Source organism: Streptomyces lacrimifluminis, from assembly GCF_014646095.1.
In the GTDB taxonomy this organism is placed as follows: domain Bacteria; phylum Actinomycetota; class Actinomycetes; order Streptomycetales; family Streptomycetaceae; genus Streptomyces; species Streptomyces lacrimifluminis.
In genome coordinates this window covers 165751-191673 of sequence record NZ_BMMU01000015.1, presented here as the reverse complement: position 1 = coordinate 191673, position 25923 = coordinate 165751, and the positions used below count along the sequence as shown (strand labels likewise).

The 25923-nt window shown below is 71.2% G+C and carries 23 protein-coding genes and 4 pseudogenes; 15 read left to right on the top strand and 12 right to left on the bottom strand.

Annotated elements, in window-relative coordinates:
• Positions 1–13 precede the first annotated feature (13 nt).
• The 7 genes from IEY89_RS22940 to IEY89_RS22910 all read left to right on the top strand — a co-directional run bounded on the left by IEY89_RS22940 (position 14) and on the right by IEY89_RS22910 (position 5801).
• Positions 14–814 (top strand): crotonase/enoyl-CoA hydratase family protein, encoded by an 801-nt coding sequence (locus tag IEY89_RS22940; protein ID WP_189149352.1) that lies wholly within the window; start codon positions 14–16, stop codon positions 812–814.
• 224 nt (positions 815–1038) lie between these two features.
• A complete protein-coding gene (locus IEY89_RS22935) occupies positions 1039–1986 on the top strand; it encodes a Zn-ribbon domain-containing OB-fold protein (RefSeq protein WP_189149351.1) in 948 nt (315 codons plus the stop codon).
• Entirely contained in the window at positions 1983–3041 is a 1059-nt protein-coding gene (locus IEY89_RS22930; RefSeq protein WP_189149350.1) for a thiolase family protein, read from the top strand. The genes IEY89_RS22935 and IEY89_RS22930 overlap by 4 nt, the downstream gene beginning before the upstream one ends.
• The gene (locus IEY89_RS22925; RefSeq protein WP_189149349.1) at positions 3031–4197 is read left to right on the top strand and encodes a thiolase family protein; all 1167 of its coding nucleotides are present in this window, start codon (positions 3031–3033) and stop codon (positions 4195–4197) included. The genes IEY89_RS22930 and IEY89_RS22925 overlap by 11 nt, the downstream gene beginning before the upstream one ends.
• A gap of 83 nt (positions 4198–4280) precedes the next feature.
• Positions 4281–4523 carry a DUF397 domain-containing protein gene (locus IEY89_RS22920; RefSeq protein ID WP_055523791.1) on the top strand — a complete coding sequence of 81 codons (243 nt, stop codon included), beginning with the start codon at positions 4281–4283 and terminating at the stop codon, positions 4521–4523.
• Positions 4524–4626: 103 nt separating this feature from the next.
• Positions 4627–5241, top strand: a complete 615-nt coding sequence (locus tag IEY89_RS22915) for a CGNR zinc finger domain-containing protein (RefSeq protein WP_189149348.1) — start codon at positions 4627–4629, stop codon at positions 5239–5241.
• Positions 5242–5303: 62 nt separating this feature from the next.
• Positions 5304–5801, top strand: coding sequence for a hypothetical protein (locus IEY89_RS22910; protein WP_189149347.1), 498 nt, complete (start codon positions 5304–5306; stop codon positions 5799–5801).
• Positions 5802–5875: 74 nt separating this feature from the next.
• Here the strand turns inward: IEY89_RS22910 and IEY89_RS22905 are convergent, their stop codons facing one another.
• Entirely contained in the window at positions 5876–7855 is a 1980-nt protein-coding gene (locus IEY89_RS22905; RefSeq protein WP_229695372.1) for an N-acetylmuramoyl-L-alanine amidase, read from the bottom strand.
• Between the two features lie 222 nt (positions 7856–8077).
• On the bottom strand, positions 8078–9223 hold the full coding sequence (locus tag IEY89_RS22900) for an aminoglycoside phosphotransferase family protein (protein ID WP_189149345.1): 1146 nt from the start codon (positions 9221–9223) through the stop codon (positions 8078–8080).
• A 233-nt stretch (positions 9224–9456) separates the two neighbouring features.
• On the opposite strand from IEY89_RS22900, the gene IEY89_RS22895 reads away from it, so the two are divergent.
• Entirely contained in the window at positions 9457–10953 is a 1497-nt protein-coding gene (locus tag IEY89_RS22895) for a DNA-binding protein NsdB (protein WP_189149344.1), read from the top strand.
• An 87-nt stretch (positions 10954–11040) separates the two neighbouring features.
• Here IEY89_RS22895 and IEY89_RS22890 read toward each other — a convergent pair whose 3' ends face one another.
• Complete coding sequence (locus IEY89_RS22890) at positions 11041–12483, bottom strand: PP2C family protein-serine/threonine phosphatase (RefSeq protein ID WP_189149343.1); 1443 nt, start codon at positions 12481–12483, stop codon at positions 11041–11043.
• A gap of 485 nt (positions 12484–12968) precedes the next feature.
• On the opposite strand from IEY89_RS22890, the gene IEY89_RS22885 reads away from it, so the two are divergent.
• Entirely contained in the window at positions 12969–13409 is a 441-nt protein-coding gene (locus tag IEY89_RS22885; protein ID WP_189149342.1) for an SsgA family sporulation/cell division regulator, read from the top strand.
• A gap of 55 nt (positions 13410–13464) precedes the next feature.
• On the opposite strand, the gene IEY89_RS22880 is transcribed toward IEY89_RS22885, so the two are convergent.
• The 4 genes and pseudogenes from IEY89_RS22880 to IEY89_RS22865 form a co-directional block, all read right to left on the bottom strand.
• Positions 13465–14562 carry a baeRF3 domain-containing protein gene (locus IEY89_RS22880; RefSeq protein ID WP_189149341.1) on the bottom strand — a complete coding sequence of 366 codons (1098 nt, stop codon included), beginning with the start codon at positions 14560–14562 and terminating at the stop codon, positions 13465–13467.
• A 103-nt stretch (positions 14563–14665) separates the two neighbouring features.
• Entirely contained in the window at positions 14666–16267 is a 1602-nt protein-coding gene (locus IEY89_RS22875) for an alpha/beta hydrolase (protein WP_189149340.1), read from the bottom strand.
• A gap of 282 nt (positions 16268–16549) precedes the next feature.
• The gene (locus IEY89_RS22870) at positions 16550–17014 is read right to left on the bottom strand and encodes a hypothetical protein (protein ID WP_189149339.1); all 465 of its coding nucleotides are present in this window, start codon (positions 17012–17014) and stop codon (positions 16550–16552) included.
• 336 nt (positions 17015–17350) lie between these two features.
• A pseudogene (locus tag IEY89_RS22865) lies at positions 17351–17603 on the bottom strand (cytidine/deoxycytidylate deaminase family protein); the annotation flags it as partial.
• Positions 17604–17680: 77 nt separating this feature from the next.
• On the opposite strand from IEY89_RS22865, the gene IEY89_RS22860 reads away from it, so the two are divergent.
• Positions 17681–18457, top strand: a complete 777-nt coding sequence (locus IEY89_RS22860) for a GNAT family N-acetyltransferase (RefSeq protein ID WP_189149338.1) — start codon at positions 17681–17683, stop codon at positions 18455–18457.
• Positions 18458–18490: 33 nt separating this feature from the next.
• Here the strand turns inward: IEY89_RS22860 and IEY89_RS22855 are convergent, their stop codons facing one another.
• The 3 genes and pseudogenes from IEY89_RS22855 to IEY89_RS22845 form a co-directional block, all read right to left on the bottom strand.
• On the bottom strand, positions 18491–19372 hold the full coding sequence (locus IEY89_RS22855; RefSeq protein WP_189149337.1) for a GNAT family N-acetyltransferase: 882 nt from the start codon (positions 19370–19372) through the stop codon (positions 18491–18493).
• Between the two features lie 189 nt (positions 19373–19561).
• A complete protein-coding gene (locus tag IEY89_RS22850; RefSeq protein ID WP_189149336.1) occupies positions 19562–19846 on the bottom strand; it encodes a GlsB/YeaQ/YmgE family stress response membrane protein in 285 nt (94 codons plus the stop codon).
• Between the two features lie 91 nt (positions 19847–19937).
• A pseudogene (locus tag IEY89_RS22845) lies at positions 19938–20474 on the bottom strand (LysR family transcriptional regulator); the annotation flags it as partial.
• A 137-nt stretch (positions 20475–20611) separates the two neighbouring features.
• Here IEY89_RS22845 and IEY89_RS41955 point away from each other — a divergent pair.
• The 4 genes and pseudogenes from IEY89_RS41955 to IEY89_RS22830 form a co-directional block, all read left to right on the top strand.
• Positions 20612–20695: a putative leader peptide gene (locus IEY89_RS41955; RefSeq protein ID WP_373287277.1), complete on the top strand. Its 84-nt coding sequence runs from the start codon at positions 20612–20614 to the stop codon at positions 20693–20695.
• Between the two features lie 117 nt (positions 20696–20812).
• Entirely contained in the window at positions 20813–21934 is a 1122-nt protein-coding gene (sfnG, locus tag IEY89_RS22840) for a dimethylsulfone monooxygenase SfnG (protein ID WP_189149335.1), read from the top strand.
• Positions 21935–22093: 159 nt separating this feature from the next.
• On the top strand, positions 22094–22648 hold the full coding sequence (gene ssuE, locus IEY89_RS22835; protein WP_189149334.1) for an NADPH-dependent FMN reductase: 555 nt from the start codon (positions 22094–22096) through the stop codon (positions 22646–22648).
• 5 nt (positions 22649–22653) lie between these two features.
• Positions 22654–23488: pseudogene (locus IEY89_RS22830) on the top strand (acyl-CoA dehydrogenase family protein); the annotation flags it as partial.
• Here the strand turns inward: IEY89_RS22830 and IEY89_RS40840 are convergent.
• Positions 23489–23770, bottom strand: a pseudogene (locus IEY89_RS40840) (SDR family oxidoreductase); the annotation flags it as partial.
• A 149-nt stretch (positions 23771–23919) separates the two neighbouring features.
• On the opposite strand from IEY89_RS40840, the gene IEY89_RS22820 reads away from it, so the two are divergent.
• A complete protein-coding gene (locus tag IEY89_RS22820; RefSeq protein ID WP_189149333.1) occupies positions 23920–24759 on the top strand; it encodes a helix-turn-helix transcriptional regulator in 840 nt (279 codons plus the stop codon).
• Here the strand turns inward: IEY89_RS22820 and IEY89_RS22815 are convergent.
• Positions 24756–25805: an acyl-CoA dehydrogenase family protein gene (locus tag IEY89_RS22815; RefSeq protein ID WP_189149332.1), complete on the bottom strand. Its 1050-nt coding sequence runs from the start codon at positions 25803–25805 to the stop codon at positions 24756–24758. The two genes, IEY89_RS22820 and IEY89_RS22815, sit on opposite strands and share 4 nt — an antisense overlap.
• Positions 25806–25923: the final 118 nt, after the last annotated feature.

Below are 25923 nucleotides of genomic sequence, written 5' to 3'. Positions count from 1 at the left end.
GGGGAGATGGGCGATGGGTGGGACCGAACACCTCACCGTGCGGCGCGAGAACGCCACGCTGGTCCTCACGCTCAACCGGCCGGAAGCCAAGAACGCGCTCTCGCTGCCGATGCTCGTCGGGCTGTACGACGGCTGGGTCGAGGCGGACGAGGACGACGCCGTCCGCTCGATCGTGCTCACCGGAGCCGGGGGCGCCTTCTGCGCCGGGATGGACCTGAAGGCCCTGGCCGGAAGTGGTCTGGAGGGGGAGGAGTACCGCCACCGGCTCAAGGCCGACCCGGACCTGCACTGGAAGGCGATGCTGCGCCACCACCGCCCCCGCAAACCGGTGATCGCCGCGATCGAGGGGTACTGCGTCGCCGGCGGCACCGAGATCATCCAGGGCACCGACATCCGGGTCGCGGGCGAGTCCGCGACCTTCGGACTCTTCGAGGTCAAACGCGGACTCTTCCCGATCGGCGGCTCCACAGTCCGCCTCCAGCGGCAGATCCCGCGCACCCACGCCCTGGAAATGCTGCTCACGGCACGTCCTTACAGCGCCCAGGAGGCCGCCGCCATCGGCCTGATCGGACACGTCGTCCCCGACGGAACCGCCCTAGACAAGGCCCTGGAGATCGCCGAACGTATCAACGCCTGCGGCCCGCTCGCTGTCGAGGCCGTCAAGGCCTCGGTCTACGAGACCGCCGAGCTCACCGAGACCGACGGCCTCGCCGCCGAACTCAAGCGCGGCTGGCCCGTCTTCGACACCGCCGACGCCAAGGAAGGCACCCGTGCGTTCGCCGAGAAGCGCCCGCCCGTCTACCGGCGGGCCTAGGCCCTGTCGTCTGGAGCACGCCTGGGCCGCGGGGTGTGGCACGCCCTCCCCCAGAGGGGGGACCCAAAGCCGCGTTGCCGTCGGTTGCCGACTCCCCCACTCCCGACTCCGCTCGACCGGGGGGACCCCCGTTCGCCCCGCTCGCCTGCGGCGACTGGGCGCCGTTGGTTCCCTGCGGCCTGATCCGCCGGACAGGCCCTGACCCCGCGAAGGAGCACCCCCGGATGACCACCGAAGTCCTCAAAGCCCCCCTGGTCGTCGAATTCCCCTTCACCCGCTCCCTGGGCCCCGTCCAGAGCGCCTTCCTGACCGGCCTGCGCGAACAGGTCGTCCTCGGTGTCCGCACCACCGACGGCCGCACCCTCGTCCCGCCCGTCGAGTACGCCCCGGTGACCGCCGACGAGATACGCGACCTCGTGCAGGTCGCCCCCACCGGCACCGTCACCACCTGGGCCTGGAACCACGCCCCGCGCCGCGACCAACCCCTGGAGACGCCCTTCGCCTGGGTCCTGGTCCGGCTGGACGGAGCCGACACGGCCCTGCTGCACGCGCTCGACGCCCCCGGCCCCGACGCCGTCCACACCGGCATGCGCGTCCGCGTCCGCTGGGCGGCGGAGCGCACCGGCGCGATCACGGACATCGCCTGCTTCGAGCCGTACGACAGCGCGAGCGACAGTGAAGTGGCCGCCCATGACGGGCAGTTCGAGTCGATGGTGACCGGCATCGTCGCGCAGGCCCGCCTCGACTACAGCTACTCGCCCGGCCGAGCCCAGACCGCGTACATCAGCGCCCTCGCCGACCGGCGGATCGTCGGCGAACGCTGCCCCTCCTGCCGGAAGGTGTACGTCCCGCCCAGGGGCGCGTGTCCCACCTGCGGTGTCGCCACGGCCGAGCAGGTCCAGGTCGGCCCCGGCGGCACGGTGACCACCTTCTGCATCGTCAACATCAAGGCGCGCAACCTCGACATCGAAGTGCCGTACGTCTACGCGCACATCGCCCTCGACGGCGCTGACCTCGCCCTGCACGGCCGGATCGGCGGCATCCCCTACGACCAGGTGCGCATGGGGCTGCGGGTGGAGCCGGTGTGGACGGAAGGGGGCCGCTACCCCGACCACTACCGGCCCACCGGTGAACCCGACGCGGACTACGAGACGTTCAAGGAGCTGCTGTGACACGCGAGATCGCCGTCGTCGCCTTCGCGCAGACGGATCACCGGCGCACCAGTGATGAGCTCTCCGAGGTCGAGATGCTCATGCCCGTGCTCCACGAGGTGCTCGACCGGACAGGACTCAAGACCAGCGACATCGGCTTCACCTGCTCCGGCTCCTCCGACTACCTCGCTGGCCGCGCCTTCTCCTTCACCCTGGCACTCGACGGCGTGGGCGCCTGGCCGCCGATCTCCGAGTCGCACGTGGAGATGGACGGGGCGTGGGCGCTGTACGAGGCGTGGACCAAGCTGCTGACGGGCGATGCCGACACGGCGCTCGTCTACGCGTACGGCAAGTCCTCGCCGGGCCCGGTGCGTGACGTGCTGACCCGGCAGCTCGACCCGTACTACGTGGCCCCCCTGTGGCCGGACTCCGTGGCGCTCGCCGCGCTCCAGGCGCAGGCACTCATCGACGAGGGCCACACCGACGAGCCCGCGCTCGCCGCCGTCGCGGCCCGGAGCCGGGCGGATGCGCGGGCCAACCCCCATGCCCAGCTGAGGGGTTCGGTGCCGCACGGCGACTACGTCGTGCATCCGCTGCGTACCGGGGACTGTCCGCCGATCGGTGACGGGGCCGCCGCCGTGATCCTCGCGGCCGGTGAACGCGCCCGGGAACTGTGCGAGCGGCCCGCGTGGATCCGGGGCATCGACCACCGCATCGAGGCTCACTCGCTCGGCGTCCGCGAGCTGACCGACTCACCGTCGACCCGGCTCGCCGCCGAGAAGGCCGGCGCTTTCGAACGGCCTGTGGACACCGCCGAGTTGCACGCGCCGTTCACCTCGCAGGAGGTGGTCCTCAGAAAGGCGCTCCGGCTGGGTGACGACGTCCGCGTGAACCCCTCCGGGGGTGCCCTCGCCGCCAACCCGATCATGGCCGCCGGGCTCGTCCGCATCGGCGAGGCCGCCGCGCGTATCCACCGGGGCGAGTCCGACCGGGCGCTCGCCCACGCCACCTCCGGGCCCTGCCTCCAGCAGAACCTGGTCGCCGTACTCGAAGGGGAGGCCCGTCATGTCCAGTGAACCCGTGGCGGTCGTAGGAATCGGCCAGACCAAGCATGTCGCCGCCCGCCGGGACGTGTCCATGGCCGGGTTGGTGCGGGAGGCGGCCCAACGGGCCCTCGCGGACGCAGAGTTGACGTGGGCCGACATCGACGCCGTCGTCATCGGCAAGGCGCCCGACTTCTTCGAGGGCGTCATGATGCCCGAGCTGTATCTCGCCGACGCCCTCGGCGCGGTCGGCAAACCGATGCTGCGCGTGCACACGGCCGGCTCGGTCGGCGGGTCCACCGCCCTCGTCGCCACGAACCTCGTCAGGTCCCGCGTCCACGCCACCGTCCTCACCCTGGCCTACGAGAAACAGTCCGAGTCGAACGCCATGTGGGGACTGTCCCTGCCGATCCCCTTCCAGCAGCCGCTGCTGGCCGGAGCCGGCGGCTTCTTCGCCCCGCACGTCCGCGCGTACATGCATCGCAGCGGCGCTCCCGACACGGTCGGCTCGCTGGTCGCGTACAAGGACCGGCGCAACGCGCTTCTGAACCCGTACGCGCATCTGCACGAGCACGACATCACGCTGGAGAAGGTCCAGGCCTCTCCCATGCTGTGGGACCCGATCCGCTACTCCGAGACCTGCCCCTCCTCGGACGGCGCCTGCGCGATGATCCTCACCGACCGCGCCGGAGCCGCCCGCTCACCGCGCCCGCCCGCCTGGCTGCACGGCGGCGCGATGCGCAGCGAACCCACGCTCTTCGCGGGCAAGGACGCGGTGTCGCCGCAGGCGGGCCAGGACTGCGCGGCCGACGTGTACCGGCAGGCCGGGATCGCCGACCCGCGCCGGGACATCGACGCCGTCGAGATGTACGTACCGTTCTCCTGGTACGAACCCATGTGGCTGGAGAACCTCGGCTTCGCCGCCGAGGGCGAGGGCTGGAAGCTCACCGAGTCCGGGGTCACCGAGCTGGACGGGGACCTGCCCGTCAACATGTCGGGCGGCGTTCTGTCGACCAATCCGATCGGCGCCTCGGGCATGATCCGCTTCGCGGAGGCAGCTCTCCAGGTGCGCGGGCTGGCCGGAGAACACCAGGTGGACGGGGCCCGCCGGGTCCTCGGGCACGCCTACGGCGGTGGCTCCCAGTTCTTTTCCATGTGGCTCGTCGGCAGCGAACCGCCCACCTCCTGAAGCGTCCCCCTCACGTGGCCTGTCGGCGGCAGGAACCGATGGCTAGGCTGACGGCGGACGACGTAACCGGGAGGAGCACGGACGTGGCCGAGAGCACGATCCAGGAGCACCCGCTCGCGGGCTGGGACAAGCCGGAGCTGGACCTCAGCAACGCCGACTGGCAGTCCAGCAGCAGTGGGCGGGGGGATGTCCAGATCGCCTTTGTCGAGGGGTTCATCGCGATGCGCAACAGTGGCCGCCCGCACAGCCCTTCCCTGATTTTCACGCCCGCGGAGTGGGGCGCGTTCGTGTCGGGGGCACGGGAAGGGGAGTTCGACCTGACCTGAGACGCCATCGTCCTTGGGGTGAGGGCGCGACAGGGGCTGCCCCGTGAACGGCAGGGCCGCCCCTGCGGTGCTAATGGATGTCGCGGGGATTAGCATTAGCCTCATGCGGGACCTGATCACCAGCGACCTCACCGGCGACGCGCGGCTCACCCTCGACCTCGCCCTCACCGTCCGCCACGACGGCGACGGTGGCATCGCCGACGACCTCACCCACACCGCAGCCCTCACCGCCTGGGTGCGCGCCCATCGCGACACCCTCCCGGACACGGACGGCTTCGTCGCCGACGAAGCCGCGCTCAGCGCCGTACGGGAGCTGCGTGCCGCCGTGCGGACCCTCTTCGCGCGCGCGGTGCGGCCCGGGGAACCGAGTCCGGCGGACGCGGCACGGCTGCTGCCCCTGGCCGAGGCGCTGCGCCGGCTCAACGCGGCTGCCGCCCGCACTCCCACCGTCCCCGTGCTCGACTGGGCCGACGACGCCGAACCCGTCGTACGCCACCAGGGCGTGCGGGGTGAGGGCGAGGTCGTGGCCGCGCTCGCGCGGGCCGCTGTCGCCTTTCTCGCCGGTGCGGACCGGGAACGGCTGCGGGCCTGCCACGCGCCGCGCTGTGTGCGCTACTTCCTCAAGGAGCACCCGCGGCAGGAGTGGTGCAGACCCGCCTGCGGGAACCGGGCCCGGGTCGCCCGCCATCACGAGCGGCACAAGCAGGCGAGCCAGTAGGGCAACGTGCGGGGGCGGCGCCCGCGGGACAGGAGGTTCGGTGAAACCCGTACCATGGCTGTATGTCGTTCCTCCGCCGCCGCAGCGCCACTCCCGCCGGCCCCGACTTCGATGTCCTGGCCATGGATCCGGGCGACTGGCCCGGCAATCTCGGCGCGGGCCTGCTGCCCGCACCCGATGGCAGCTGCCAGGGCGTGTTCCTGCGCTACGACCTGTTCGGCGGCCGTGGCCCCGCCATGGTCATCGGCAACCTGCCCGAGGGCTCCCCGGCCCGTGAGGTCGCCGAGGACGAGGTCCCGTTCGAGGTGGCCCAGCTGTTGGTGGCCCTGGAGAACGAGGAGGAGGTTACCGTCGTCGGCACCGAGGACGTCCCGGTGATGCAGGGCGACAACCTTTTGATCGTGCGCCGTCTCAAGCTCTCCGAGAGCCGGATCGCCTGCGTGCAGTTCGACCGCAGCGACAACGTCCTGGTGACCATCGCAGCCTGGGACCGTCCGATCACGGACGATCTGTACGCGCTGCTGAAGCCGCTGCCCGCGGAGCTCTTCCAGACGGCCTGAAGCGACGCTCGCAGAGGTGAGGGCCGGGTTCCGCCACGTGGCGGAACCCGGCCCTCACCTCTGTCGTCGATGGCTCAGGACAGCGTGAGCCGGACGTCCGCCGCCCGGACGAAGGCCACCCGGTGGCCGAACTGGATCTCGTAGTACTGATCCTTGCCGACCACGACCCGGTGCGAGGCAGGGTCGAAGGTGACGGCGTAGTAGTACTCGCCCGGCACCTTCTCCCCGGCCACGTACTTCTGGCCCGACGGCAGCTTGTACGGCAGTGGCGAGACCGTCTGGGCAGGCACACCCGCCGGATAGGCCGACGCCTCCGGGTAGGCCCTCCCGTACACCGGGATCTCCGTCAGACCGTTCTTCGGGGTCACGAGCGCGCCGACGGCAGCCACCGCCGTCGGGTTCGCGGCCGGGTTCTGGAACCAGGCCTTCTGGCCCAGGTACCAGATCGCCGTCCAGTCGCCCCTGCGCTCCGCGACGGCGTACTGCTGGCCGGTGGACACCCGCGACCCGATGTCGTTGACACCGATCGTCGAGACGCCGCCCGGGGGATGCGTCCCGATGTCCTTCACGAGGGCCGACGCGGTGTCCGGCTGCGAGTAAAGCCGCACCTCGCTCGACCCGTGCGCCGCACACGCCTGGCCCGCCGTGACACAGCCGGTGTACGTCGGCCGGTTCGACGCGTAGTCCGGCCGGATCGTCACCACTGCGCTGTCGCCCCGGACGTGAGCTGTCCGCCCGAAGGGGCGGCCCAGCAGCGTGAAGTAGTGCTGCCAGTCCCAGTACGGGCCCGGGTCGGTGTGCATGCCGGAAACCGTCGAGGTGGTCGGACCTGGCACGTTGTCGTGGCCGAGGATGTGCTGCCGGTCCAGCGGGATGCCGTACTTGGCCGCCAGGTACTTCACCAGCCGGGCCGACGCCCGGTACATCGCCTCCGTGTACCAGGCGTCCGGGTTCGCCAGGAACCCCTCGTGCTCCAGCCCGATCGACTTGGCGTTGACGTACCAGTTGCCCGCGTGCCAGGCCACGTCCTTCGCCTTCACATGCTGCGCGATGTGCCCGTCCGTCGAGCGCAGCGTGTAGTTCCAGGACACGTAGGTCGGGTCCTGGACCATGTTCAGTACGCCGTCCCAGGCGCCCTCGGTGTCATGGACGACGATGTACCGGATGCTCTGGCCGGCCGGCCGGTTGCCCAGGTCGTGGTTGCCGTAGTCGCCCTCGCCGAATTCCTCGTGCGGCGCCGGAATCCACTCGCAGGACACCGTCGCCGGGCACTCGGTGCCCGCCGCGGAGACCTTCCGCAGTCCGGTCCGCTGCAACTGGGCTGTTTCGGGGGCCAGTTCGGGACGCGCGGCGAGGGTGACGAGCTGTCCCTCGTCGGTCGTGCGCTCCGCACCGGTGCGCAGCACGTCGTACACGTCATCGGCGTACGCCGCCGCCGTCGCGGTGTCGTCGGCGCCGGAGAATCGGGCCACCGCTCCATACCAGTCCGCCGGGTCGGCGCTCAGCGGCTCGGCCAGGTCCCGCTGGGCGGCGGCCAGCAGTGCGGCGCCGCCGGCCACATTGGCGGCCGGGTCGGTGCGGAGTTGTCGCGCGGGCAGGCCGGTCAGCTCGGCGGCCTTCGTCAACGTCCGCAGACGGGACGGGAGTTCGGCCTGCGTCGGGACCTCGGCGGCGGGGTGCAGGGCCGGGCGGGCACTGTCGCCGCGCGCGTCCTCCGTGCCCTCGCTGTGGTGCGGGGCGTTCGCGAGGGCGGTACGGGCGTCGGTGAGGTGCATGGGGCCGTAGCCGCCGGTGACGCTGGGCGCCCCGGTGTGCGTGTCCCAGCGGGACTGGAGGTAGGAGACGGCGAGCAGAAGGCTCTGCGGCACGTGGTACCGGTCCGCCGCCGAGGCGAAGGAGCGCTGCAGCCGGGTGGCCGAGGCACCGCTCTCGGCCGGGGCCGCGCCGAGCAGCGGCAGCAGCAGCGCCGCCGAGGCGAGCGCACCGGCGGCCCTGCGCGGGCGTCTGTGGCCGGGATCGGTGGGGCGGGCGGGGTCGGTGGCATGTCCTCGCAATGCGGCCTCCGGGGTCGGGCGGGCGTGGGGGAGCGGCGGACGTGCGGAGCCGTTGAGCACACTAGTGGCTCGGCTGCCCGACGGTCCGTCAATCATGCCCAGGGACCGAAGACTTCCCATGTCAACAGCGGTGCGGGAACTTTCGTGGCGACCCATGCCCGGACATGGCGAAGGCCCGCGACGCGCCGCTGTCCAGGCGCATCGCGGGCCTTCGCCCCCCTGTCAGCGAGTGCCGACCGCCGCACGCACGGCCCGTCGGGCCAGCTGGCAGTCGTCGTGCAGCCGCCTCAGCAGCAGCCGCTGTTCCTCGCCGGACGGCGCAGCACCCGGATGGGCCGGTCCCGGTGCCGCCGGGGTCGTCTCGTGCATCGACCGCTGCACGGCCAGTTCGTACGTACGGATCTCGCGCGTCAGTACGAGCATCAGGTTCACCAGGAAGGCGTCCCGCGCCGCCGGTCCCGCCGCCTGCGCGAGCTGGCTGATCTGGCGCCGGGCCACCGGCGCGTCACCGAGGACCGCCCACAGCGTTGCCAGGTCGTACCCCGGCAGATACCAGCCCGCGTGCTCCCAGTCCACCAGCACTGGACCGGCCGGTGAGAGGAGGACGTTGGACAGGAGTGCGTCGCCGTGGCAGAACTGGCCCATGCCCTGGCGGCCCGCCGAGTGTGCGATGCCGTGCACCAGCTTCTGGAGGTCGCCCAGGTCCCGGTCGGTGAGCAGCCCCAGCTCGTGGAACCGGGAGATTCGCGCCGCGTAGTCCAGCGGGGCGTCGAACGTGCCCGCCGGTGGACGCCAGGCGTTGAGCCGGCAGATCGCGCTGAGGGCCGCCCTGATGTCGGCACGCGGCGGCGCCTCGGCCGGGTGCCGCTGCAGGGCCGCGACCCGGCCCGGCATCCGCTCGATGACCAGCGTGCAGTTGTCCGGGTCCGCCGCGATCAGACGGGGCACCCGCACCGGCGGGCGGTGCCGCACGAACGAGCGGTATGCGGCTATTTCGTGCTGGATGCGTTCGGCCCACGCGGGGGAGTGGTCCAGTAAACACTTCGCGACGGCCGTGCTGCGTCCTGTCGTCCCGACCATAAGCACGGAGCGTCCGCTGCGGCGGAGCACCTGTACCGGCGCGAACTCCGGGCAGATCCGGTGCACCGACGCGATGGCCGTGCGCAACTGCGCGCCCTGGGGGCCGGACAGATCGAGTCTGCCGCTGAGCGGCTGGGTGCCGATCCCCGGCAGCCGTCGTGCCCGGCCGGCACCGGCACCGAGTACGGGAGCCCCCGGACGTGCGGGGTCGAGGTAGGGGCCGCTGCCACCCTGGCGGGGGTGCAGCACGCGTGGAGGCGCGGACACGGAGGACGATGCTGCGTACATGGGAGAAACAGATCCCTTCGTGTGCCGGCGACGGTCATGCGCTACCCGGCCCGGCCTCCCAGGTGCACCCTGGGGAGTGTTCCTCGGTGACCGGGTCGGGGTGGCGCGTTCCTACCTGACACCCGTCGGCCAGTGGCACACCATCTGGCGAACCCTGGCGAACCCTGGCGAATAGTCGCTCAGCAACTGACAGACGGTTACTGTCAACTCAGCCGAGAACCTGGGGGCTTGACGTGAGCGGACAACCCAACACTCGTCTGACGGACCTGTTCGGCCTGGCCGGCTGGTCCAAGGGCGAACTCGCGCGGCTGGTCAACCGGCAGGCGGCGGCCATGGGCCACCCCCAGCTGGCGACCGACACCTCGCGGGTGCGGCGGTGGATCGACACGGGAGAGATCCCGCGCGATCCGGTGCCACGCGTACTGGCTGCCCTGTTCACCGAGCGTCTCGGCCGTGTCGTGACCATAGAGGACTTAGGTCTGGTCCGGCACGGGCGTGTGGGGAAACGGCCGGGCGCCGGGAGTGCGGAAGCTCCCGACGGTGTGCCGTGGGCGCCCGGACGGACTGCCGCGGTCCTCACCGAATTCACGGGAATGGACCTCATGCTCAACCGACGCGGCTTGGTGGGTGCGGGCGTCGCGCTCACCGCAGGCTCCGCACTCAGCAGTGCCATGCACGACTGGCTGCACACCGACCCGACTCTCTCCGCCGACGCTCCCGACCTCGACAACCCCCTGCACGCCGATCCCGCCGGTTTCGACCGGTACGAGGCCGCCCCCATCGGGTGGCAGGAGATCGAGGAACTGGAAACCGCGGTCGAGGTGTTCCGGAAGTGGGACGCGGCCCGCGGCGGCGGGCTCCAGCGCAAGGCGGTGGTGGGCCAGCTCAACGAGGTGGGCGGCATGCTCGCCTACCGGCACCCCGACCCCATCCAGCAGCGCCTGTGGGGCGTCGCCGCCAACCTCGCCGTCCTCGCCGGCTGGATGTCGCACGACGTGGGCCTGGAACCCACGGCCCAGAAGTACTTCGTGATCGCCGCCCACGCGGCCCGGGAAGGTGGCGACCGGCCGCGCGCCGGGGAGGCGCTCTCCCGGGCGGCTCGCCAGATGGTGCACCTCGGCCGGCCCGACGACGCGCTCGACCTCATGAAGCTCGCCAACTCCGGCTCGGGCGAGGAGACCCTGCCGCGCACCAAGGCCATGCTGTACACCGTCGAGGCCTGGGCGCAGGCGTCGATGGGGCGCGGTCAGGCGATGCGCCGCACTCTCGGACAGGCGGAGGACCTCTTCGTCTCCGACAAGGGTGACGTGCCGCCGCCGAGCTGGATGCAGATGTTCAAGGCGGAGGACCTGTACGGCATGCAGGCGCTGGCCTACCGCACCCTGGCCGAGCACGAACCGGCCGCGGCGGTGCAGGCCCAGTACTACGCGGAGAAGGCCCTGGAACTGAGGGTCGACGGCCGCCAGCGGTCGAAGATCTTCGACTTCCTGTCCATGGCCTCCGCCTGCTTCATCGCGGACGACCCCGACCAGGCCGCCGGATACGCGCGGTTGGCCCTGGTGTCGATGGGCTCGAACTCGTCCCACCGCACCTGGGACCGGTTGCGCGAGATGTACCGGCTCACCGCCGAGTACTCCAGCTATCCGAAGGTCGACGAGCTTCGCGAGGAGATCAAGCTGTCGCTGCCGAAGCAGGTGAGGGGAAGGGGCGGCAACAACGCGCGGGTATAGGCCGCGCCTGCGGGGCCTCACCCTGACTGCCAGGGGGCCTCGACCGTTCCCCCTTGACCGTTACCGGGGGGCCTTCCTCGACCACCTTTACGGGGTCACCCTGGCGATGAGTACGCAGGCGTCGTCCTCGCGCTCGGACTCGCCGCACTCCTCCACCACCGCCCGTACACATTCCTGCGCGGTCCGTGCCTCGCCGAAGCGCGGGGCCAGTTCGAGCAGGCGGTGCGCGGCGGCGGTGTCCTCCCGGTGTCCGGGTACCAGTCCGTCGGTGTGCAGGAGGAGCACATCGCCGGGTTCGAGGGTCACCTCGGCCTGCCCGTAGACAGCGCGCGAGGTCGCGCCGAGCAGAACGCCGTCCGGTGGGTTCAGTATTTGTCCCGTCCCGTCGCGGAACAGTAGCGGGGCGGGGTGGCCTGCCTGGGCCCAGGTGAGGGTGCGGGACCCGGGCCGGTAGCGGCAGCAGACCGCGCTGCCCAGGGCCGGCTGCACGGACGCGTCGAGTAACTGGTTGAGCCAGGTCATGAGTTGACCCGGCTGGGTGCCCGCGACGGCCATGCCGCGCAGCGCGCCCAGCAGCATCGCCATGCCCGAGGTCACGGTCACCCCGTGGCCGGTGAGGTCGCCGACGCTCAACAGGGTGTCGCCGTCGGACAGTTCGAGCGCGTCGTACCAGTCACCGCCGATCAGCGCGCTCGTCGAGGAGGGGAGATAGCGGGCGGCCAGGTCCAGAGCCTGCGGGCCCTGGTGCGGGAGCCGCAATGAGCCGCGCCAGGGTGGCAGCACGGCCTCCTGCAGCTCGACCGCGAGCCGGCGTTCGGACTGCGCGTGGTGCCGGTGACGCTGGAACGAGTCACGGGTCTCGCTCACCGTCCGCTGGCTGCGGCGCAGTTCGCTGACGTCCCGCAGCACGGCCCACATCGAGGCGGTGCTGCCGTCCGCGTCGAGCACGGGCTCGCCCATCATGTGCACGGTCCGTACGCCGCCGTCGGGCCGCAGGATGCGGAACTCACCGTCGATGGGCTTGGCGTCGATGAGACAGTCCGTGACCATCGCGGTGAGCCTCGGCCGGTCCTCGTCGAGGACCAGGGAGGGCAACTCGTCGAGGGTGAGCGGATCCGCGGCGGGATCCCGGCCGAGGATCTGGAACAGCTCGCCGGACCAACTGGCCTCGTCCGTAAGGAGATTCCACTCCGCGCTGCCGACCCGGCTGAGGAGCGAGTCGCGCCGGGGAGCGGTCGGCACCGCTCGGACTCCGGGTTCTGCCTCGGCGACGACGGGAGCCTCGGGCAGGGGCTGCGGGCCGTCCCGCAACTGGGCCAGGTGTTCGTCGAGATCGCTGAGTTGATGCAGTGCCAGGTCGTACAGAGCTCGCTGCCAGCGTCCCCGCGGGTCCGATCCGTCAGCGGGTGCGTCCCGTCGTACGGCGTCCACGTCACCTTTGAGCTGTCGGGTCTGCGTGATGAGCGCGTCGACCGAGCCGCGCGCGGGCGGCTGGGCGGCTGGGCGGTCCGCGGAGAGATGGGGCGGCATGACGCACTCCGATGAAGGGACGGTTCGACCAAGGCTGACGGAAGGACCGGTTACGACTGTTGCACAGCCTGCGACGCCCTGTAAGGGATTTGGCAACACACGGGACGGTGGTGCTTCTGGCATATGTCACAGTCTTCTTGGACGGTTTTCCTGGTGCGGAAACGGTACGCGCCCGGCGCGCCAAGTCGTAGGCGGGGTACGTGATTTGGCGGAGCGATGGAGCTGAGCGCCAACTCATTCACGCGCGTGTTCGACGGCCTTTTGTGCGATGCGTGGCGATGTGTTGTCGGGGCGCATCGTCAGGTTGCCCCCGAATCGCCCAGCGGTTCTTGATCCCTGCGGAAAACCATGCGGGTTAGTGATGCAGCTCACATTAATAGCTGCGGAATCCGCGTAATCGGAGAGGCCATTTCGGGGTCGTAACACCACGTCGGCACAACGCGTCGACCTCCTCATCGTCGGCCCGAACCGGAGCGGAGACCGCCATGGATGTCACCCTCGAACAGCCCGCGCGTGCACGCCTGATCACTTCGGAGGAGCAGGAGCTCCCCGTCGATGCCACGCTCCGTTACGCCTCGACGGATCCGCTGGCCGTGCACATCGACTTCCCCGCCGAGGTCGCCCTGGACGGCGAGGGGGTGAGCTGGACCTTCGCCCGGAGCCTGCTTGAGGAAGGAGTGCGGCGGCCCGCCGGGTGCGGCGACGTCCACATCTGGCCGTGCGGCCCCACGCGCACGGTCCTGGAACTCCACTCGCCGCACGGCCTGGCCCTGCTCCAGTTCGGCACACCGGCCCTGCGCCGATTCCTGCTCCGTACGTTCGCCGTCGTGGCGGCCGGCAGAGAGGACCTCGGTGACGCCGTCGACCGCGGCCTCTCCGACCTCCTCGGCGCACCTTCGGCGGGGAGCGAGGGCAGGGAGCAGTGAGGGCGGCGACAGCGGTGTCCGGGGACCGGGGGTGCGGGCATCGGCCCCGCAGCGGTCAGTAGCGCAGCACGCCGGCGATCCCCGTCGCCTCGGCGAGCGTCCCGTCCGGTACGAAGCGGACCTCCGCCCCGGTGCTCAGGCACCGTTCCACGATCTCGTCCACGATGTCCTCGCGGGCGTCGAGGTCACCGCTCCCGGCGGGCACGAGATGGTCTCCGCCGTCGTCCCGTACCGTCACTCGGTAGTTCTCCTCGACGGCGAGCAGCCGGATGCGTCCCTCGGTGGCGCTCTGCCACACCTCGTCCACACCGGCGGCGAACTCCCTTCGGCCACGGGCGGTTTCGAGGTCCCTGCGGACCGCGTCGGCCTGCGCCCGCTGCCGGTCCGTGACCAGGGGGCGGACGGCCTGCCACACCGTCTCGGCGCGGGCGTGCCCGAGGCCGCCGTGCGGGACGTGCGTCGCGCCCCTGACAGCGGCACCGACCTCGGCGAGAGCGGCCAGGTCCGCCGGTTCGCCGGTCACGTACAGCGGACGCGGGTGCGAGCGCAGTACGCCGCCCATCGCCAGATCCGCGTCACGCAGGAACCGCCGCGTGTGTTCGTCCCGGAAGGTACTGGGCAGATCACCGACGCGCTCCTGACGCTCGGCGTCCGGGTCCTCCAGGCTCCGGCTCAGCGGAAATCCGCCGGAGTTCTCCTCGACGACCCGGTCGGTGTGCCCGTCCCACAGTGAGACACGGTCGGCGGCGACCGCCAGTACCCAGAACGCCTGTTCGGCAGCCTGTGCGGAGACCAGGTTGCGGGTCAGGAAGGTGTCGGAGAGCACCACCCGCTCGGGCACCGGCCGGGCCAGGGACCACACCTGATGCTCCCCGGGCGCCGCGAAGATCACCAGTCCATCCGCGGCGTGCGCGAGGTCCACCTCGGCGAGGGCCCGGTCGAGCTGGCCGGCGACGTCGACGCGCCGCTCGCGGGTGACGGCCGGATCGGCCTCCAGCCGTCTCTTGGCCTCGGCCACCGCGTTGCGCAGCCGGACCGGATCCTGCGCGTTGTCGGGTTCGCGGCGGTGCGTCGGCGTCAGTACGGAGACCGCGGGGTAGGGACGCGGGCGCCGCAGTTCGGTGAGCGTGGCGGGACTGAGGGCATGCTCCATATGAGCACCTTAGGACTGATTCGGACGTCAGGCATTCGGAGTAGTCGGGGTGGGCGGGCGCGGGGGAGCGCATGCAGGTTCTGCCCGCTACCCGCTGCGGCCGTCAGCCGGTGTCGTCCGCGCCGCAGGAGCTGCCGTCGGCTGGGAGGGAGCCGTAGAGAAGGAACGCATCGACCGTCCGGTGCACGCACTTCGAGGACGCGTACCCGGTGTGGCCCTCGCCCTTGTTGTCCAGGACGATCGCCGACGAGCCCAGCCGCTCGGCCGTCTCCGTGGTCCAGCGGTACGGCGTTGCCGGGTCGCCGCGTGTGCCCACCAGGAGCATCTTCGGCGTGTCGACGTCCCGCACCCGCGTGCGGATGAAGTCCGTGCCCCTGGGGCGGCCGTAACACGTCAGTACCTCGGCGAGGCGGTAGCGGCCGAACACCGGGGAGGCCTTCTCGTACGTGGCGCGCAGGGCGGCGAAATCCTTGGTGATCCGGGCCGCGGTGGGTCGGTCGGGATCGTCCGCGCAGTTGATCGCCATCAGCGCGGCGGGGAGGTTGTCGATCGGCACCTCCACCTCGTCGACGAGCCCGCCGTCGGAGTCCGGAGAGGGGCTCTGCCGTACGGGGTTCTGCCTCGGCAGGGCGGGGACGACGGCGCCCCCGCCGCCGAACCCCATCACTCCTCGTGCGTCCCCGTCCTCGACCAGCGAGGCGAGGGCCCGCTCCAGGGGCGGCCACATCCGCTTGCTGTAGAGCCCCTGGCCGATGGCGCCCACCAGGTCCTGGCCGGAGAACCGGTCACCGTAGCCGGTCGGCACCGGGTCCTGGTCGAGCGACTCGACCAGGTCGACGACCCGCCGACGGGCGGTGCGGGCGTCCTGCCCGAACGGGCAGGCGATGTCCGTCACGCACCAGTCGAGGAAGCCGTCCAGCGCGGTCTGCTGTCCGGCGGCGCCAGCGAGACCCTGCTCGGCGAGTGATTCGGTGAGGGTGTCGACGCCGTCCAGGACGAACCGGCCAACCTTCTTGGGGAACTGGGCCGCGTAGACCGCGCCGAGGCGGGTCCCGTACGAGAATCCGAGGTAGTTGAGCTTCTTGTCGCCGAGAGCCTGCCGCATCACGTCGAGGTCGCGGGAAGCATGGACGGTACCGATGTGGCGCAGGACGGGCCCGGAGTGCCGCACACAGGCCTGGGCCGCCCTGCGCAGTTGTTCGAGAACGGCGCGCGGATCGTCCCCGGCCTCGCCGCCGGTCACATCGGCGTCCGCGTCAGTGCCCTCGCCGCAGCTGACGGGGGAGGATCTGCCCACACCGCGCGGGTCGAAGGTGACGACGTCGTAGCCGTTCGTCAGGCCCATGAAGTCCTTGCCGTCATAGGCGAGTTGACTGACGCCCGCGCCGCCGGGCCCGCCGAAGTTCAGCAGCACGGAACCCCGGGACCTCCCGGTCGCCCGGTAGCGGGCCATCGCCAGGTCGAGGGTGTCGCCGCCGGGTCTCGCGTAGTCGAGCGGGACGGTGACCTTGCCGCACTGGATGTCGTCCGTGGTCACGTCGTCCATCGCCATCTCATCGGCGCAGGCCGACCACGTGATCTTCTGGTGGTAGAAGCGGGACAGGCCGGGCTCGTCGTCCGCCGCGGCCACCGTCGGCGCACCCGTCCCCAGCAGGGCGAGGGCCGCGGCCGAGGCGAGCGCCCGGCGTCGGTACGCGGACCGCATGAATGCCTCCAGGGGCGGGCCCGGCTGCGGACCGGGACGGCGCCCTCGAACACGATAAGCGGGCCCGAAGGGCCTCGCCTCCCGGCGGGCGCCGCCGCGTGCGGACTGCGGCGTCGGGTGGTCGCGGGTCCCCTCCGGATCCAGGATCGGACGGGGTCGCACCCCCCCACTGAACCGAACAGAACACATCCAGGACCTCCTCCGCCGGCCTCACGTTGGCCGGCCGGGTTCGGGCGGAGGCCTCGTACGACGTCACCTGGGAGAGCTGGAGACGCGCGTCAATCAGGTCGGGCGGCGCAAGCCGCTGCTGTCCTGCCGTACCTCGCATGGTTTGGAGCAGTGCGACGCCTGGGTCGTCGGCCTCGTCGCCTCGGCCTTCCTAACCATTGGCTGTGCACGAGTGATGTCCGCCAGCCGTGGATGAACAGCGCTGTTCACCGCCGATGTCGTGCTGGTGACGGCGGGGCATGCCGTCGTGCTCGGCGCCAAGGACGAGGCCCAGCGCGTGCGCCCCGAGCTCGCCGGACTCCAGCTTTGGCCCAGGTTCTCGGTCAGATCGGGCGTCACACTGGGGAACACCAGCAGGCACCTGGCCGCGAAGTACCCGGACTGGTCGAGTTCAATGGCTGTTGACTGCTCAAGGCGAACCGGGTCGTACACCTCGACGGCTTGACTGCCGCCGTCCCACGAGACGGTCACATCCAGCCAGCCCTTGGTCTCCTGCAACGCCCAGTCACCCTCGTCCATGGGCACAGGCCAATCGATCCGATATTCCATGACCAATTCCCGCCCCAGGAGTACGAGGAATCGCACGCGACCGAGCCCCCCGACCGCCGTGCGGTTGCCAGCGGCGGGCCCTGAAGACGCCGGCGCCCATCCCGGCCGTGACCGCGACAACGGCCGTCAGGAGCAGGGCGGTTCGGATGCGGGGCACGTGTCGGCCGGGCGTCGTCGGCCGCCATTTTCATGCGGATGCCGACGGTGCCGGGGCAGCCTCGCGGGCCGGGCCGGGCCGGGCCGTCACCGGCTGCGGAGCCGTCCGCCCCGGCCGGGACGGCGGGGCGGGTGGCGTACTTGTGCGGACACGATCCGCCCGAGGCCCACCCAGGTGTGCGCGGCGGCGCACATCGGGCAGTGCTCTCCCGAGGTGCAGACGGTGGCTGCCGCCCGCTTGCTCCGGAGTCGGATGGGCGGCGGACCAGCGGACCGGCTCGAACTCCGGATGCCGTGTGCGGTCACCGGAGGCCACCCGGTTGTGGTCCTCCGCCAGCACCGCGCCCTCCGCGCCCACCAGTACCGACGGCACTGTGGCAGCACCGAATCGTGTTTCGCGCATGCGAATGAATGCCAGGGTGACGCATTGCGGGCGCCAATACCGTTGCGCTTGCCGCATCGGGATGCTGTTGTTACAGCATGGATCATGCAGCGGTGCTCGCCCTTTACGACCGGGACATGCGCGAAGGAGCGCAGCCCGACGGGCCAGGCGCCCGTATCGAACGGGTGGGCGGGGTGGTGCGCCAGGTCGCCGACGCCCAGGGGTGGAACGGGGTCGTCTGGTCCGACCTCGACGCCGCGCGGGCCGACGAGGCGATCGCCGAGCAGATCCGTTACTACGGCGACCTCGGCCGGACGTTCGAGTGGAAGCTCTACGGCCACGACCTCCCCGTCGACCTGGGGCAACGGCTGCGGACGGCGGGATTCACGCCCGAACCGGAGGAGACGCTGATGATCGGCGAGGTCTCCGGTCTGATCTTCGAGACCGACCCGCCCGAGGGCATCCGCCTCGTTCCGGTGACCGACCAGGCCGGCGTCGACCTCGTGGCGGACGTGCACGAGAAGGCCTTCGGCACCGACAGCTCCCGGTTGCGGCATCAACTGCTCGCCCGCCTCACCGACGACCCGGACTCGGTCACCGCCGTCGTGGCGCTGGCCGGCGACGAGGCGGTGAGCGCGGCCCGCATGGAACTCGTACCCGGTACCCGCTTCGCCGGGCTGTGGGGCGGCGGCACCGTCGAGGGCTGGCGCGGCCGGGGCATCTATCGCGCGCTGGTCGCCCACCGTGCCCACGACGCCGTGAAGCGCGGCTACCGCTACCTCCAGGTCGACGCCACCCACCAGAGCAGGCCCGTCCTGGAACGCCTCGGCTTCGAACCGCTCACCACCACCACGCCGTACGTGTACGAGTCCTGACCCCGGTGGCGGGGTCGCCGGGCGGCGCAGGTCTCACAGCCCGAGCTGGTACTCCACCGACCTGTGGGTGGGTACGTACCCCAGCTCGTCGTTGATGCCGAGCATCGGCGCGTTGCTGGTCGCGGTGTCGGTGAGAAGTCCCGTGAGACCGGGGTGGTGTGCGTGGGCCCGGCGGATGGACTCGGCCTTCATCCAGCGGCCGAGGCCGCGTCCGCGGTGCTCGGGCAGGACCGCTGTGCCGTAGTGCTGTCCGTCCCCCTGTCCTTCGCCCGGCACCACCAGCTCGGAGAAGCCGACGACCGAACCGTCCGTCGTGTCCAGCGCGGCCACGGTGTGCAGCAGGTCGCCGCGCCCCGCGACCGCCCGGGCCGCCGCCAGGACACGGTCGACGTCCCACACGACCGTGCCGTAGTCGGTGTCCTCCATGGGCATGTCGTCCATGGCACGGCGCGAGTCGGCGTAGCTCCGCGCCAGTTCGGGCGGCACGGCACCCTCCCAGGCCGTCAACCGGTAGCCGGGGTACGGGAGTTCGGCGAGCCGGGTGATCTCCGCGAGGTCCGCGTCGGCGAGCACCAGCCGGGCGTACGTCAGTGTCAGCACCCGGTGAAAATCCCGGTCCGCCAGGAATCGGTCGCCGGGGGAGCCCTCCTCCGCCTGCGCCACGACCGACCGTCGTCCGTCGCTCCGGGCCGCGGCGACGGCGGCCTCCAGGAGCCGGGTGCCGACCCCCTGCCGACGCTCGCCGGGGTGGACCGAGATCTCCAGCTCGGCGAGATGTTCCTGGCCCTCCCTGGTGAACAGGCGCAGGAAGGCGGAGCCGAGCGGTACACCGCCCGAGTCCGCCGCCAGCCAGGCGAGCCGCCGGCTCGACGCGCCGGGTTCGGGATCGGTGAGTGCGGTGATGCGCGGGGGCAACGGGTCTCCGTGACGGTGGTGGTGCCGTACAGGGCAGTACGACGGCCGCACCGCGCGGGCGGGGCGTGAGCGCGGGCGGTGGCCCGCCGAAGCTAGCTTCGGCGGGCCACCGCCCGCAACGGCAATTCGGTGCTCCGGAGACCTGACCACTGGGGGCGGCTTCGGCCCCGGGGACTCACCCGGGCCGTGTCACCGCCGCCTGCTGTGTGTGCGGCGCGGCGCCTTCGCCCGGTCCAGTGCGGCCACACCGAGAGCGGCGAGCCCGATCTGGATGAGCCACTCGACCCAGTCGACGCCATCCGTGTCGGACACGTCGAATCCGGCGGCGATCGCCGATCCGATGAGCGCGGCCGCGATGCCGACGGCGATCGTCCAGAGGATTCCGATGCGCTGGCGTCCCGGGATGACGAGCCGACCCAGGATGCCGATGAGGGTGCCGATGATGATGGCGCCGATGATGCTAGAGATCGTCATTTCCCGCCCCACTTCGCAGGTACTGGCTACCTCCTCCTTCCTGCCCGCTGCGGCCCGGGACAGTCCGCTGAACGACGGGCGGCCCGGTCCCTGCCGCGAGGGGACTGTCCGGACGTGCACACACCACGGGCCGTCCGCGCAGCAGATCGGTGCTCTCGAAGCCGGCGGGGACGTCGTCGCCCTCCAGCTGGTTCACCAGTCCGAGGTCGAAACCGCCCTCGGTGAGCCCCCGGTGGATCTCCGCCTGCCGGACGTCCACCACCTCCACCTGCGTCAGCTCGTGCGTCGTGCGGAACTCCCGTACGGCGGGGATGAGCAGCGGCACGGTCGCCGCGTTCACCGTGTCGACACGCACCATGCGGCTGATGCGGTGCTGCTCACCCGCGGCGCCCCGCAACCGGTCCACCGCGTCGAGGACGCCGATGATGTGCGGCAGCAGCTCCCGGCCCTCCGCGCTCATCGTCGCGCCGGACCGCTTCCGCTCCAGCGGGCCGACCCCGAGTTCCCGCTCCAGATCGCGCACGGTCTCACTCAACGCGGGCTGCGACAGGCGGAGTTCCTCCGCCGCCCGGCGCAGCGAACCGAGCCGGGTGACCGCCGCGATGTATTCGAGCTGTTCCATACGCACCGCAGCAGAATGCGGGCGTGCGAGAGAGCGGTTCAAGGGTTTCCCTGTCACGCCTTCGTGAAATCAGGTGGTCCGGGATGCGAGACCGGTCGGGTTTTCCTTGACTGCCGACTTCGGGGACTGTCACGATCGACGACATGACGATGCGACTGGACCTCACGCGGCGACGGCACGTCGACCTCGCGCGTGTCTCCAGCGCTTTCTGTTGCTCCGCGGCCTGATCCCCGTCCCGATCCGCCGCGCCCTTTCCGTTTCCGTGACCGCCTGAAATTTCTCCGGACTTCTCTCCGGACGGGAATCGGCGTGCCCGAAACCGTATTCCGCAACAGGAGTTCCGCATGTCCGCAGAGCCCTTGAAATTCGCCTACTGGGTCCCCGACGTCAGTGGTGGACTCGTCACCAGCCGGATCGAGCAGCGCACCGACTGGGGTTACGACTACAACCGTGAGCTCGCCGTCCTCGCCGAGAACAACGGCTTCGAGTACGCGCTCAGCCAGGTCCGCTGCATGGCCAGCTACGGCGCCGAGTTCCAGCACGAGTCGACCAGCTTCAGCCTCGCCCTGCTCCTGGCCACCCAGCGCCTGAAGGTCATCGCCGCCGTCCACCCCGGCTTCTGGCACCCCGGTGTCCTCGCCAAACTCGGCGCCACCGCCGACCACCTGTCCAACGGCCGTTTCGCCGTGAACGTCGTCAGCGGCTGGTTCAAGGGCGAGTTCACCGCTCTCGGCGAGCCCTGGCCGGAGCACGACGAGGGATACCGCCGCTCCGAGGAGTTCATCCGGGACCTCCGCCAGATCTGGACCGAGGACCACACCGAACTCGCCGGTGACTTCTACCGGTTGCGCGACTTCTCCCTCAAGCCCGAGCCCCTCAACACCCCCGAGCGCCCGCACCCCGAGATCTTCCAGGGCGGCGACTCCACCGCCGCCCGCGCCATGGCGGGCCGGGTCTCCGACTGGTACTTCTCCAACGGCAAGGACTTCGAGGGAGTCGTCGAGCAGATCAACGACGTACGGGCATCGGCGGCCCAAGTCGGGCGCCGCGCACCGAAGTTCGGCCTCAACGGCTTTTTGATCGCCCGTGACACCGAGGCCGGGGCCCGCGAGACGCTCCGCGAGATCGTCGCCAACGCCGACCGGGAGGCCGTCGAGGGGTTCGGCGCAGCCGTCAAGCAGGCGGGACAGTCCGCCGGTGACGGCAAGGGCATGTGGCAGGACTCCACCTTCGAGGACCTCGTCCAGTACAACGACGGCTTCCGCACGGGGCTCATCGGTACCCCGGAGCACATCGCCGAGCGGATCGTCGCCTACAAGCGACTGGGCGTCGACCTGCTCCTCCTCGGCTTCCTGCAATACCACGAGGAGGTCGAGTACTTCGGCCGTCGGGTCCTGCCCCTCGTCCGTGAACTCGAAGCCCAACTCCCGGAGAACGAGCCCGAGTCCGTGCCGGTCCACGCCTGACGCCCGTCCCCTCCCGTTCGCACTGCCTGGCTGCGCTGCGCGAGGTTCACCTCGATCACCGCATCGCCCGCCGACCGGCACTTCCGACCGCCCGCTCGGCCGGGGCGCCTGCCACGCACAGGCTCCCCGGCACCCGGCAAGCCTCCCGAAAGAGGACCCATGGCCACCATCCTGTCCGTCTCCGGCAGCCCCTCCGTCTCCTCCCGCACCGGAAAGCTCCTGCGCCACCTGGACACCCGCCTGGCCGCCCAGGGACACGAGGTGATCCCGCTCGACGTACGCACCATCCCCGCCGAGGCCCTCCTCGGGGCCGACTTCCGGCACCCGGCGATCGTCGAGGCCACCGAACTGTTCGCGCGCGCCGACGGTGTCGTCGTCGGCACCCCGGTCTACAAGGCGTCCTACTCCGGTGTCCTCAAGGCGCTCCTCGACCTGCTCCCGCAGTACGCCCTCACCGGCAAGACCGTGCTGCCGCTGGCGACCGGCGGCACCACCGCCCACGTCCTGGCCATCGACTACGCCCTGCGGCCGGTCCTCAACTCCATGGGCGCCGCCCACATCGTCCAGGGCTGGTTCACCCTCGACAAGGACATCACCACACACGAGGACGGCACCGTCGCGATCGCCCCGGCCACCGCCGAGGCCCTCATCCAGGTCCTCGACCAGTTCTCGGTGGCGCTCGGCCGCTCCCCGCTCCTCGCCGCGGCGGTCTGACTCCCATGACCGCGAACGTCGTCGCCGACGACGTGGAGGCCCTGACCGTGGCGGCGGCCCTGGCGGACGAGTTCCGCACCGGGGCCGCCGCGCGGGACGCCGAACGACGGCTCCCGCGAGCGGAGTCGGACCGTCTCTCGGCCTCGGGCCTGCTCGCCGGTCACCGTGCCCGCCGAGTACGGGGGAGCGGACGTACGCCAGGAGACCCTGGCCGAGATCTTCCGGCTGCTCGCCTCGGCCGACGCCAGTCTCGCCCAGATTCCGCAGAGCCACTTCGTGTACGCCAATGTGATCCGCCGTCAGGGGACGGCCGAGCAACGGAAGTTCTTCTTCGGTGAGATCCTCGCGGGGCGACGGTTCGGCAACGCCCAGTCGGAGGCGGGGACGAAACACGTCCAGGACATGCGCACCCGCCTGGAGCGGCGGCCCGACGGCTCGTTCACGCTGACCGGCGTCAAGCACTACTCCACCGGCGCCCTGTTCACCCACTGGATCCCGGTCCTCGCCCGAGCGGAGGACGACAATCTGCACGTGGCGTACGTCCCGCACGACGCGCCCGGACTCACGGTCGTGGACGACTGGGACGGCATGGGCCAGCGTACGACGGCCAGCGGCACCGTCCGGCTCGACGCGGTCCTCGTCCCGGCCGACCGCGTCCTTCCGCACCACCTCACCTTCCATGGGCCGCAACTCCACGGTGCGCTGGCCCAGTTGCTGCACACGGCGATCGACGTGGGCATCGCCTGAGGCGCGCTCGCCGAGGCCGCGGAGTTCGTCCGGACCAAGAGCCGGCCCTGGTTCGAGAGCGGCGCCGAGACCGCCGCCGACGACCCGTTGCTGCGCGTCGAGCCTGGACAGCGGCATCACGCCGGCGTTGTTCACGAACGCGTCGATCCGTCCGTACTCGGCGACGGTGTCGTCGACGGCCGCGCGCACGTCGTCGGCACCGGTCACGTCGAGCCGACGATGGCCTGCCCGGCCGCCCTCCGCACGGATGCGGGCGGTCAGTGCCTCCAGGCGGTCCGTCCGTCGTGCGCCGACGACGATCCGGTGGCCTTCGGCGGCGAGCCGGAGGGCGGTGGCCGCACCGATGCCGCTGCCGGCACCGGTCACGAGGACCACCCGGGAGGAGGCGGTGGATTCGGGGAACGCTGAAGTGCTTGTGGTCCTGGCCCCAGACTCGGCCGCCTTCGGACGGTGAGGAGGGGCGCCGTCCACCTGGGTGCGGCACACCCTGGATACGCGGATCGGCCGCGCCCAGCCTTGGGCGCATGGCCCCATCAGCGCCCGGCGACTATGTGCGCAGCAGGCGTTCGCAGCTCACCCCGGAGGCGCTCGGTCTTCCCGTCCACGGACGGCGCCGGGTCGTCGGCCTGCGGCGCGAGGAGGTGGCCATGCTCACCGGCGTCAGCGTCGACTACTACGGGCGTCTCGAACAGGGGCGGGAGGTCGACCCGTCTCCCCGGGTACTCGATTCGCTCGGCGAAGTCCTGCGCCTGGACCACGACGGCCGCCAGCACCTGTACCGGCTGGCCGGGATCAGCCCGCGACCGGAGGCGGCGCCCGTGGAGGAGGCCGACGTCTCGTTGCTCGAACTCCTCCACTCCTGGCCCGACAGCCCGGCGCTCGTGCTCGGCCGGGCGTACGACGTCCTGGCGAGCAACCGCCTCGCGGAGGCGCTCTTCCTCGGATTCCCGTTCTCCGGGAACCTGACGCGCTCGCTCTTCCTCGACCCGGGGGCGCGCACCTTCTACCCGGACTGGCACGCCGTGGCCGAGAGCACGGTGGCAGGGGTCCGCCTCGCGGACGGGCTCACACCGGGCAGCCGCAGATTCCGTGCGATCGTCGACGAACTCCGCGTGAAGAGCCCCGAGTTCGTGACGATGTGGGAGCAGAACAACGCCCGGGGCAAACGTCTCCAGCCGAAGCGGTTCGCACACCCCGAAGTCGGCCTCCTCGAACTGCGGGTGCACGTGTTCGGCGTGAAAGGCGCCCCGGGCCAGGAACTGGTGGTCCACCACGCGGTCCCGGGCTCGACGAGTGCGCAGTCCCTGTCGCTTCTCGGCTCCCTCACGGCGACGTGGCAATCGGGGCAGGCCCCAAGAGGCTAGGGCGAGGAGAGGGACCCCAGGTGTGCGCCGCGCACGTCGGACGTCTGGCCCTGAACCAGGAGGAACAGCCCCTCGCGGGCCAGGCGTTGGGCGGGACTGTTGAGGTCGAGGGACCGGCCGCCGCCGGCGACGATCGCCGCGGTCGTCGCGGAACGCATCAGGTCGTACGCACGGGTCTTGAGCGCCAGCCGGTCGGCGATGTGTTCCTGCGGTCGTCGGTGGTCCGTGAGGGCGTACGCGTTGCGGCGCACGGCGTCGAGGCGGGTACGCAGCGAGCGCGCGGTCGCCGTGGCGTCCGGGTGGGCGGCGAGGAGAGCGAGGGCCGCGTACGCCACCCCGAACACGGCCGGACTCGTGTTGGCGGCCCGGGGCAGGTCGACGAGGGCGAACTTCTCGCGCGGGGTGCGCAGGACCACCGCCTCCTCCGGCAGGCGCAAGCCCTTGAGCTCCAGGGAGACGGTCCGGGCGGCAGTGAGTGCCGCCAGGCGCATGGGCGGCGAGGCGCGCAGCCCCGACTGTTCACGGGCGTCGGCGAAGGCGAACACCACCTCGTCCGTGTCGGACAGTCCCGCGAGCAGCATGACGTCGTTCAGCCCCCAACCCGTGTACCAGGGGACCGTTCCGTCGAAGCGCCAGCCACCGCGCTCGTAACCGACCCGCACCGGGACGTGAGGGAAGGAACGCAGGTGTGCGTACGCGATCCCGGACATCAGAGCGCCCGTCGAGAGCGGACCCAACAGACGTTCCCTGACCGGAAACTGAGACTCCGTCAGCAGTTTCACGGGCGTGTGGTGCTGGGTCTGCACGAACCAGGTCGAGCAGCAGGCCCCGGCCAGGACCTCGGCGACCTCCCTGGCCACCGAGGCGGGCGCGCCCGCACCTCCGTACTCCTTCGGCGCGCTCACCCCGAGCAGCCCCGACTGTTTGATGGCCTTGATGCTGCTCGCGGGCACGCCTTCCTGGTCGACCCGGCCGGCCTGTGGGGCCAGGACGTCGGCGGCGAGCCGGCGGGCGACGGTGACGAGCGGGTGCGCGATGGCGGTCATGGAGAAGATTCTCCCGGTGTCGTGCTGGGTTGTGCCTCCGCGGAGGTGTTCCCTTCGTGTAGGAGAGGGGGCAGGGCCGTGATGCCCAGGAGGGCGATGAAGTACCACCTATGCCGAG

Coding starts and splice junctions, on each gene's coding strand:
- IEY89_RS22815 (WP_189149332.1), bottom strand. CDS start 25,805: ATGACCGCCATCGCGCACCCGCTCGTCACCGTCGCCCGCCGGCTCGCC.
- IEY89_RS22890 (WP_189149343.1), bottom strand. CDS start 12,483: ATGCCGCCCCATCTCTCCGCGGACCGCCCAGCCGCCCAGCCGCCCGCG.
- IEY89_RS22885 (WP_189149342.1), top strand. CDS start 12,969: ATGGATGTCACCCTCGAACAGCCCGCGCGTGCACGCCTGATCACTTCG.
- IEY89_RS22915 (WP_189149348.1), top strand. CDS start 4,627: ATGCGGGACCTGATCACCAGCGACCTCACCGGCGACGCGCGGCTCACC.
- IEY89_RS22880 (WP_189149341.1), bottom strand. CDS start 14,562: ATGGAGCATGCCCTCAGTCCCGCCACGCTCACCGAACTGCGGCGCCCG.
- sfnG (WP_189149335.1), top strand. CDS start 20,813: ATGTCCGCAGAGCCCTTGAAATTCGCCTACTGGGTCCCCGACGTCAGT.
- ssuE (WP_189149334.1), top strand. CDS start 22,094: ATGGCCACCATCCTGTCCGTCTCCGGCAGCCCCTCCGTCTCCTCCCGC.
- IEY89_RS22820 (WP_189149333.1), top strand. CDS start 23,920: ATGGCCCCATCAGCGCCCGGCGACTATGTGCGCAGCAGGCGTTCGCAG.
- IEY89_RS22860 (WP_189149338.1), top strand. CDS start 17,681: ATGGATCATGCAGCGGTGCTCGCCCTTTACGACCGGGACATGCGCGAA.
- IEY89_RS41955 (WP_373287277.1), top strand. CDS start 20,612: ATGACGATGCGACTGGACCTCACGCGGCGACGGCACGTCGACCTCGCG.
- IEY89_RS22940 (WP_189149352.1), top strand. CDS start 14: ATGGGTGGGACCGAACACCTCACCGTGCGGCGCGAGAACGCCACGCTG.
- IEY89_RS22910 (WP_189149347.1), top strand. CDS start 5,304: ATGTCGTTCCTCCGCCGCCGCAGCGCCACTCCCGCCGGCCCCGACTTC.
- IEY89_RS22925 (WP_189149349.1), top strand. CDS start 3,031: ATGTCCAGTGAACCCGTGGCGGTCGTAGGAATCGGCCAGACCAAGCAT.
- IEY89_RS22850 (WP_189149336.1), bottom strand. CDS start 19,846: ATGACGATCTCTAGCATCATCGGCGCCATCATCATCGGCACCCTCATC.
- IEY89_RS22935 (WP_189149351.1), top strand. CDS start 1,039: ATGACCACCGAAGTCCTCAAAGCCCCCCTGGTCGTCGAATTCCCCTTC.
- IEY89_RS22870 (WP_189149339.1), bottom strand. CDS start 17,014: ATGGACGAGGGTGACTGGGCGTTGCAGGAGACCAAGGGCTGGCTGGAT.
- IEY89_RS22900 (WP_189149345.1), bottom strand. CDS start 9,223: ATGTACGCAGCATCGTCCTCCGTGTCCGCGCCTCCACGCGTGCTGCAC.
- IEY89_RS22875 (WP_189149340.1), bottom strand. CDS start 16,267: ATGCGGTCCGCGTACCGACGCCGGGCGCTCGCCTCGGCCGCGGCCCTC.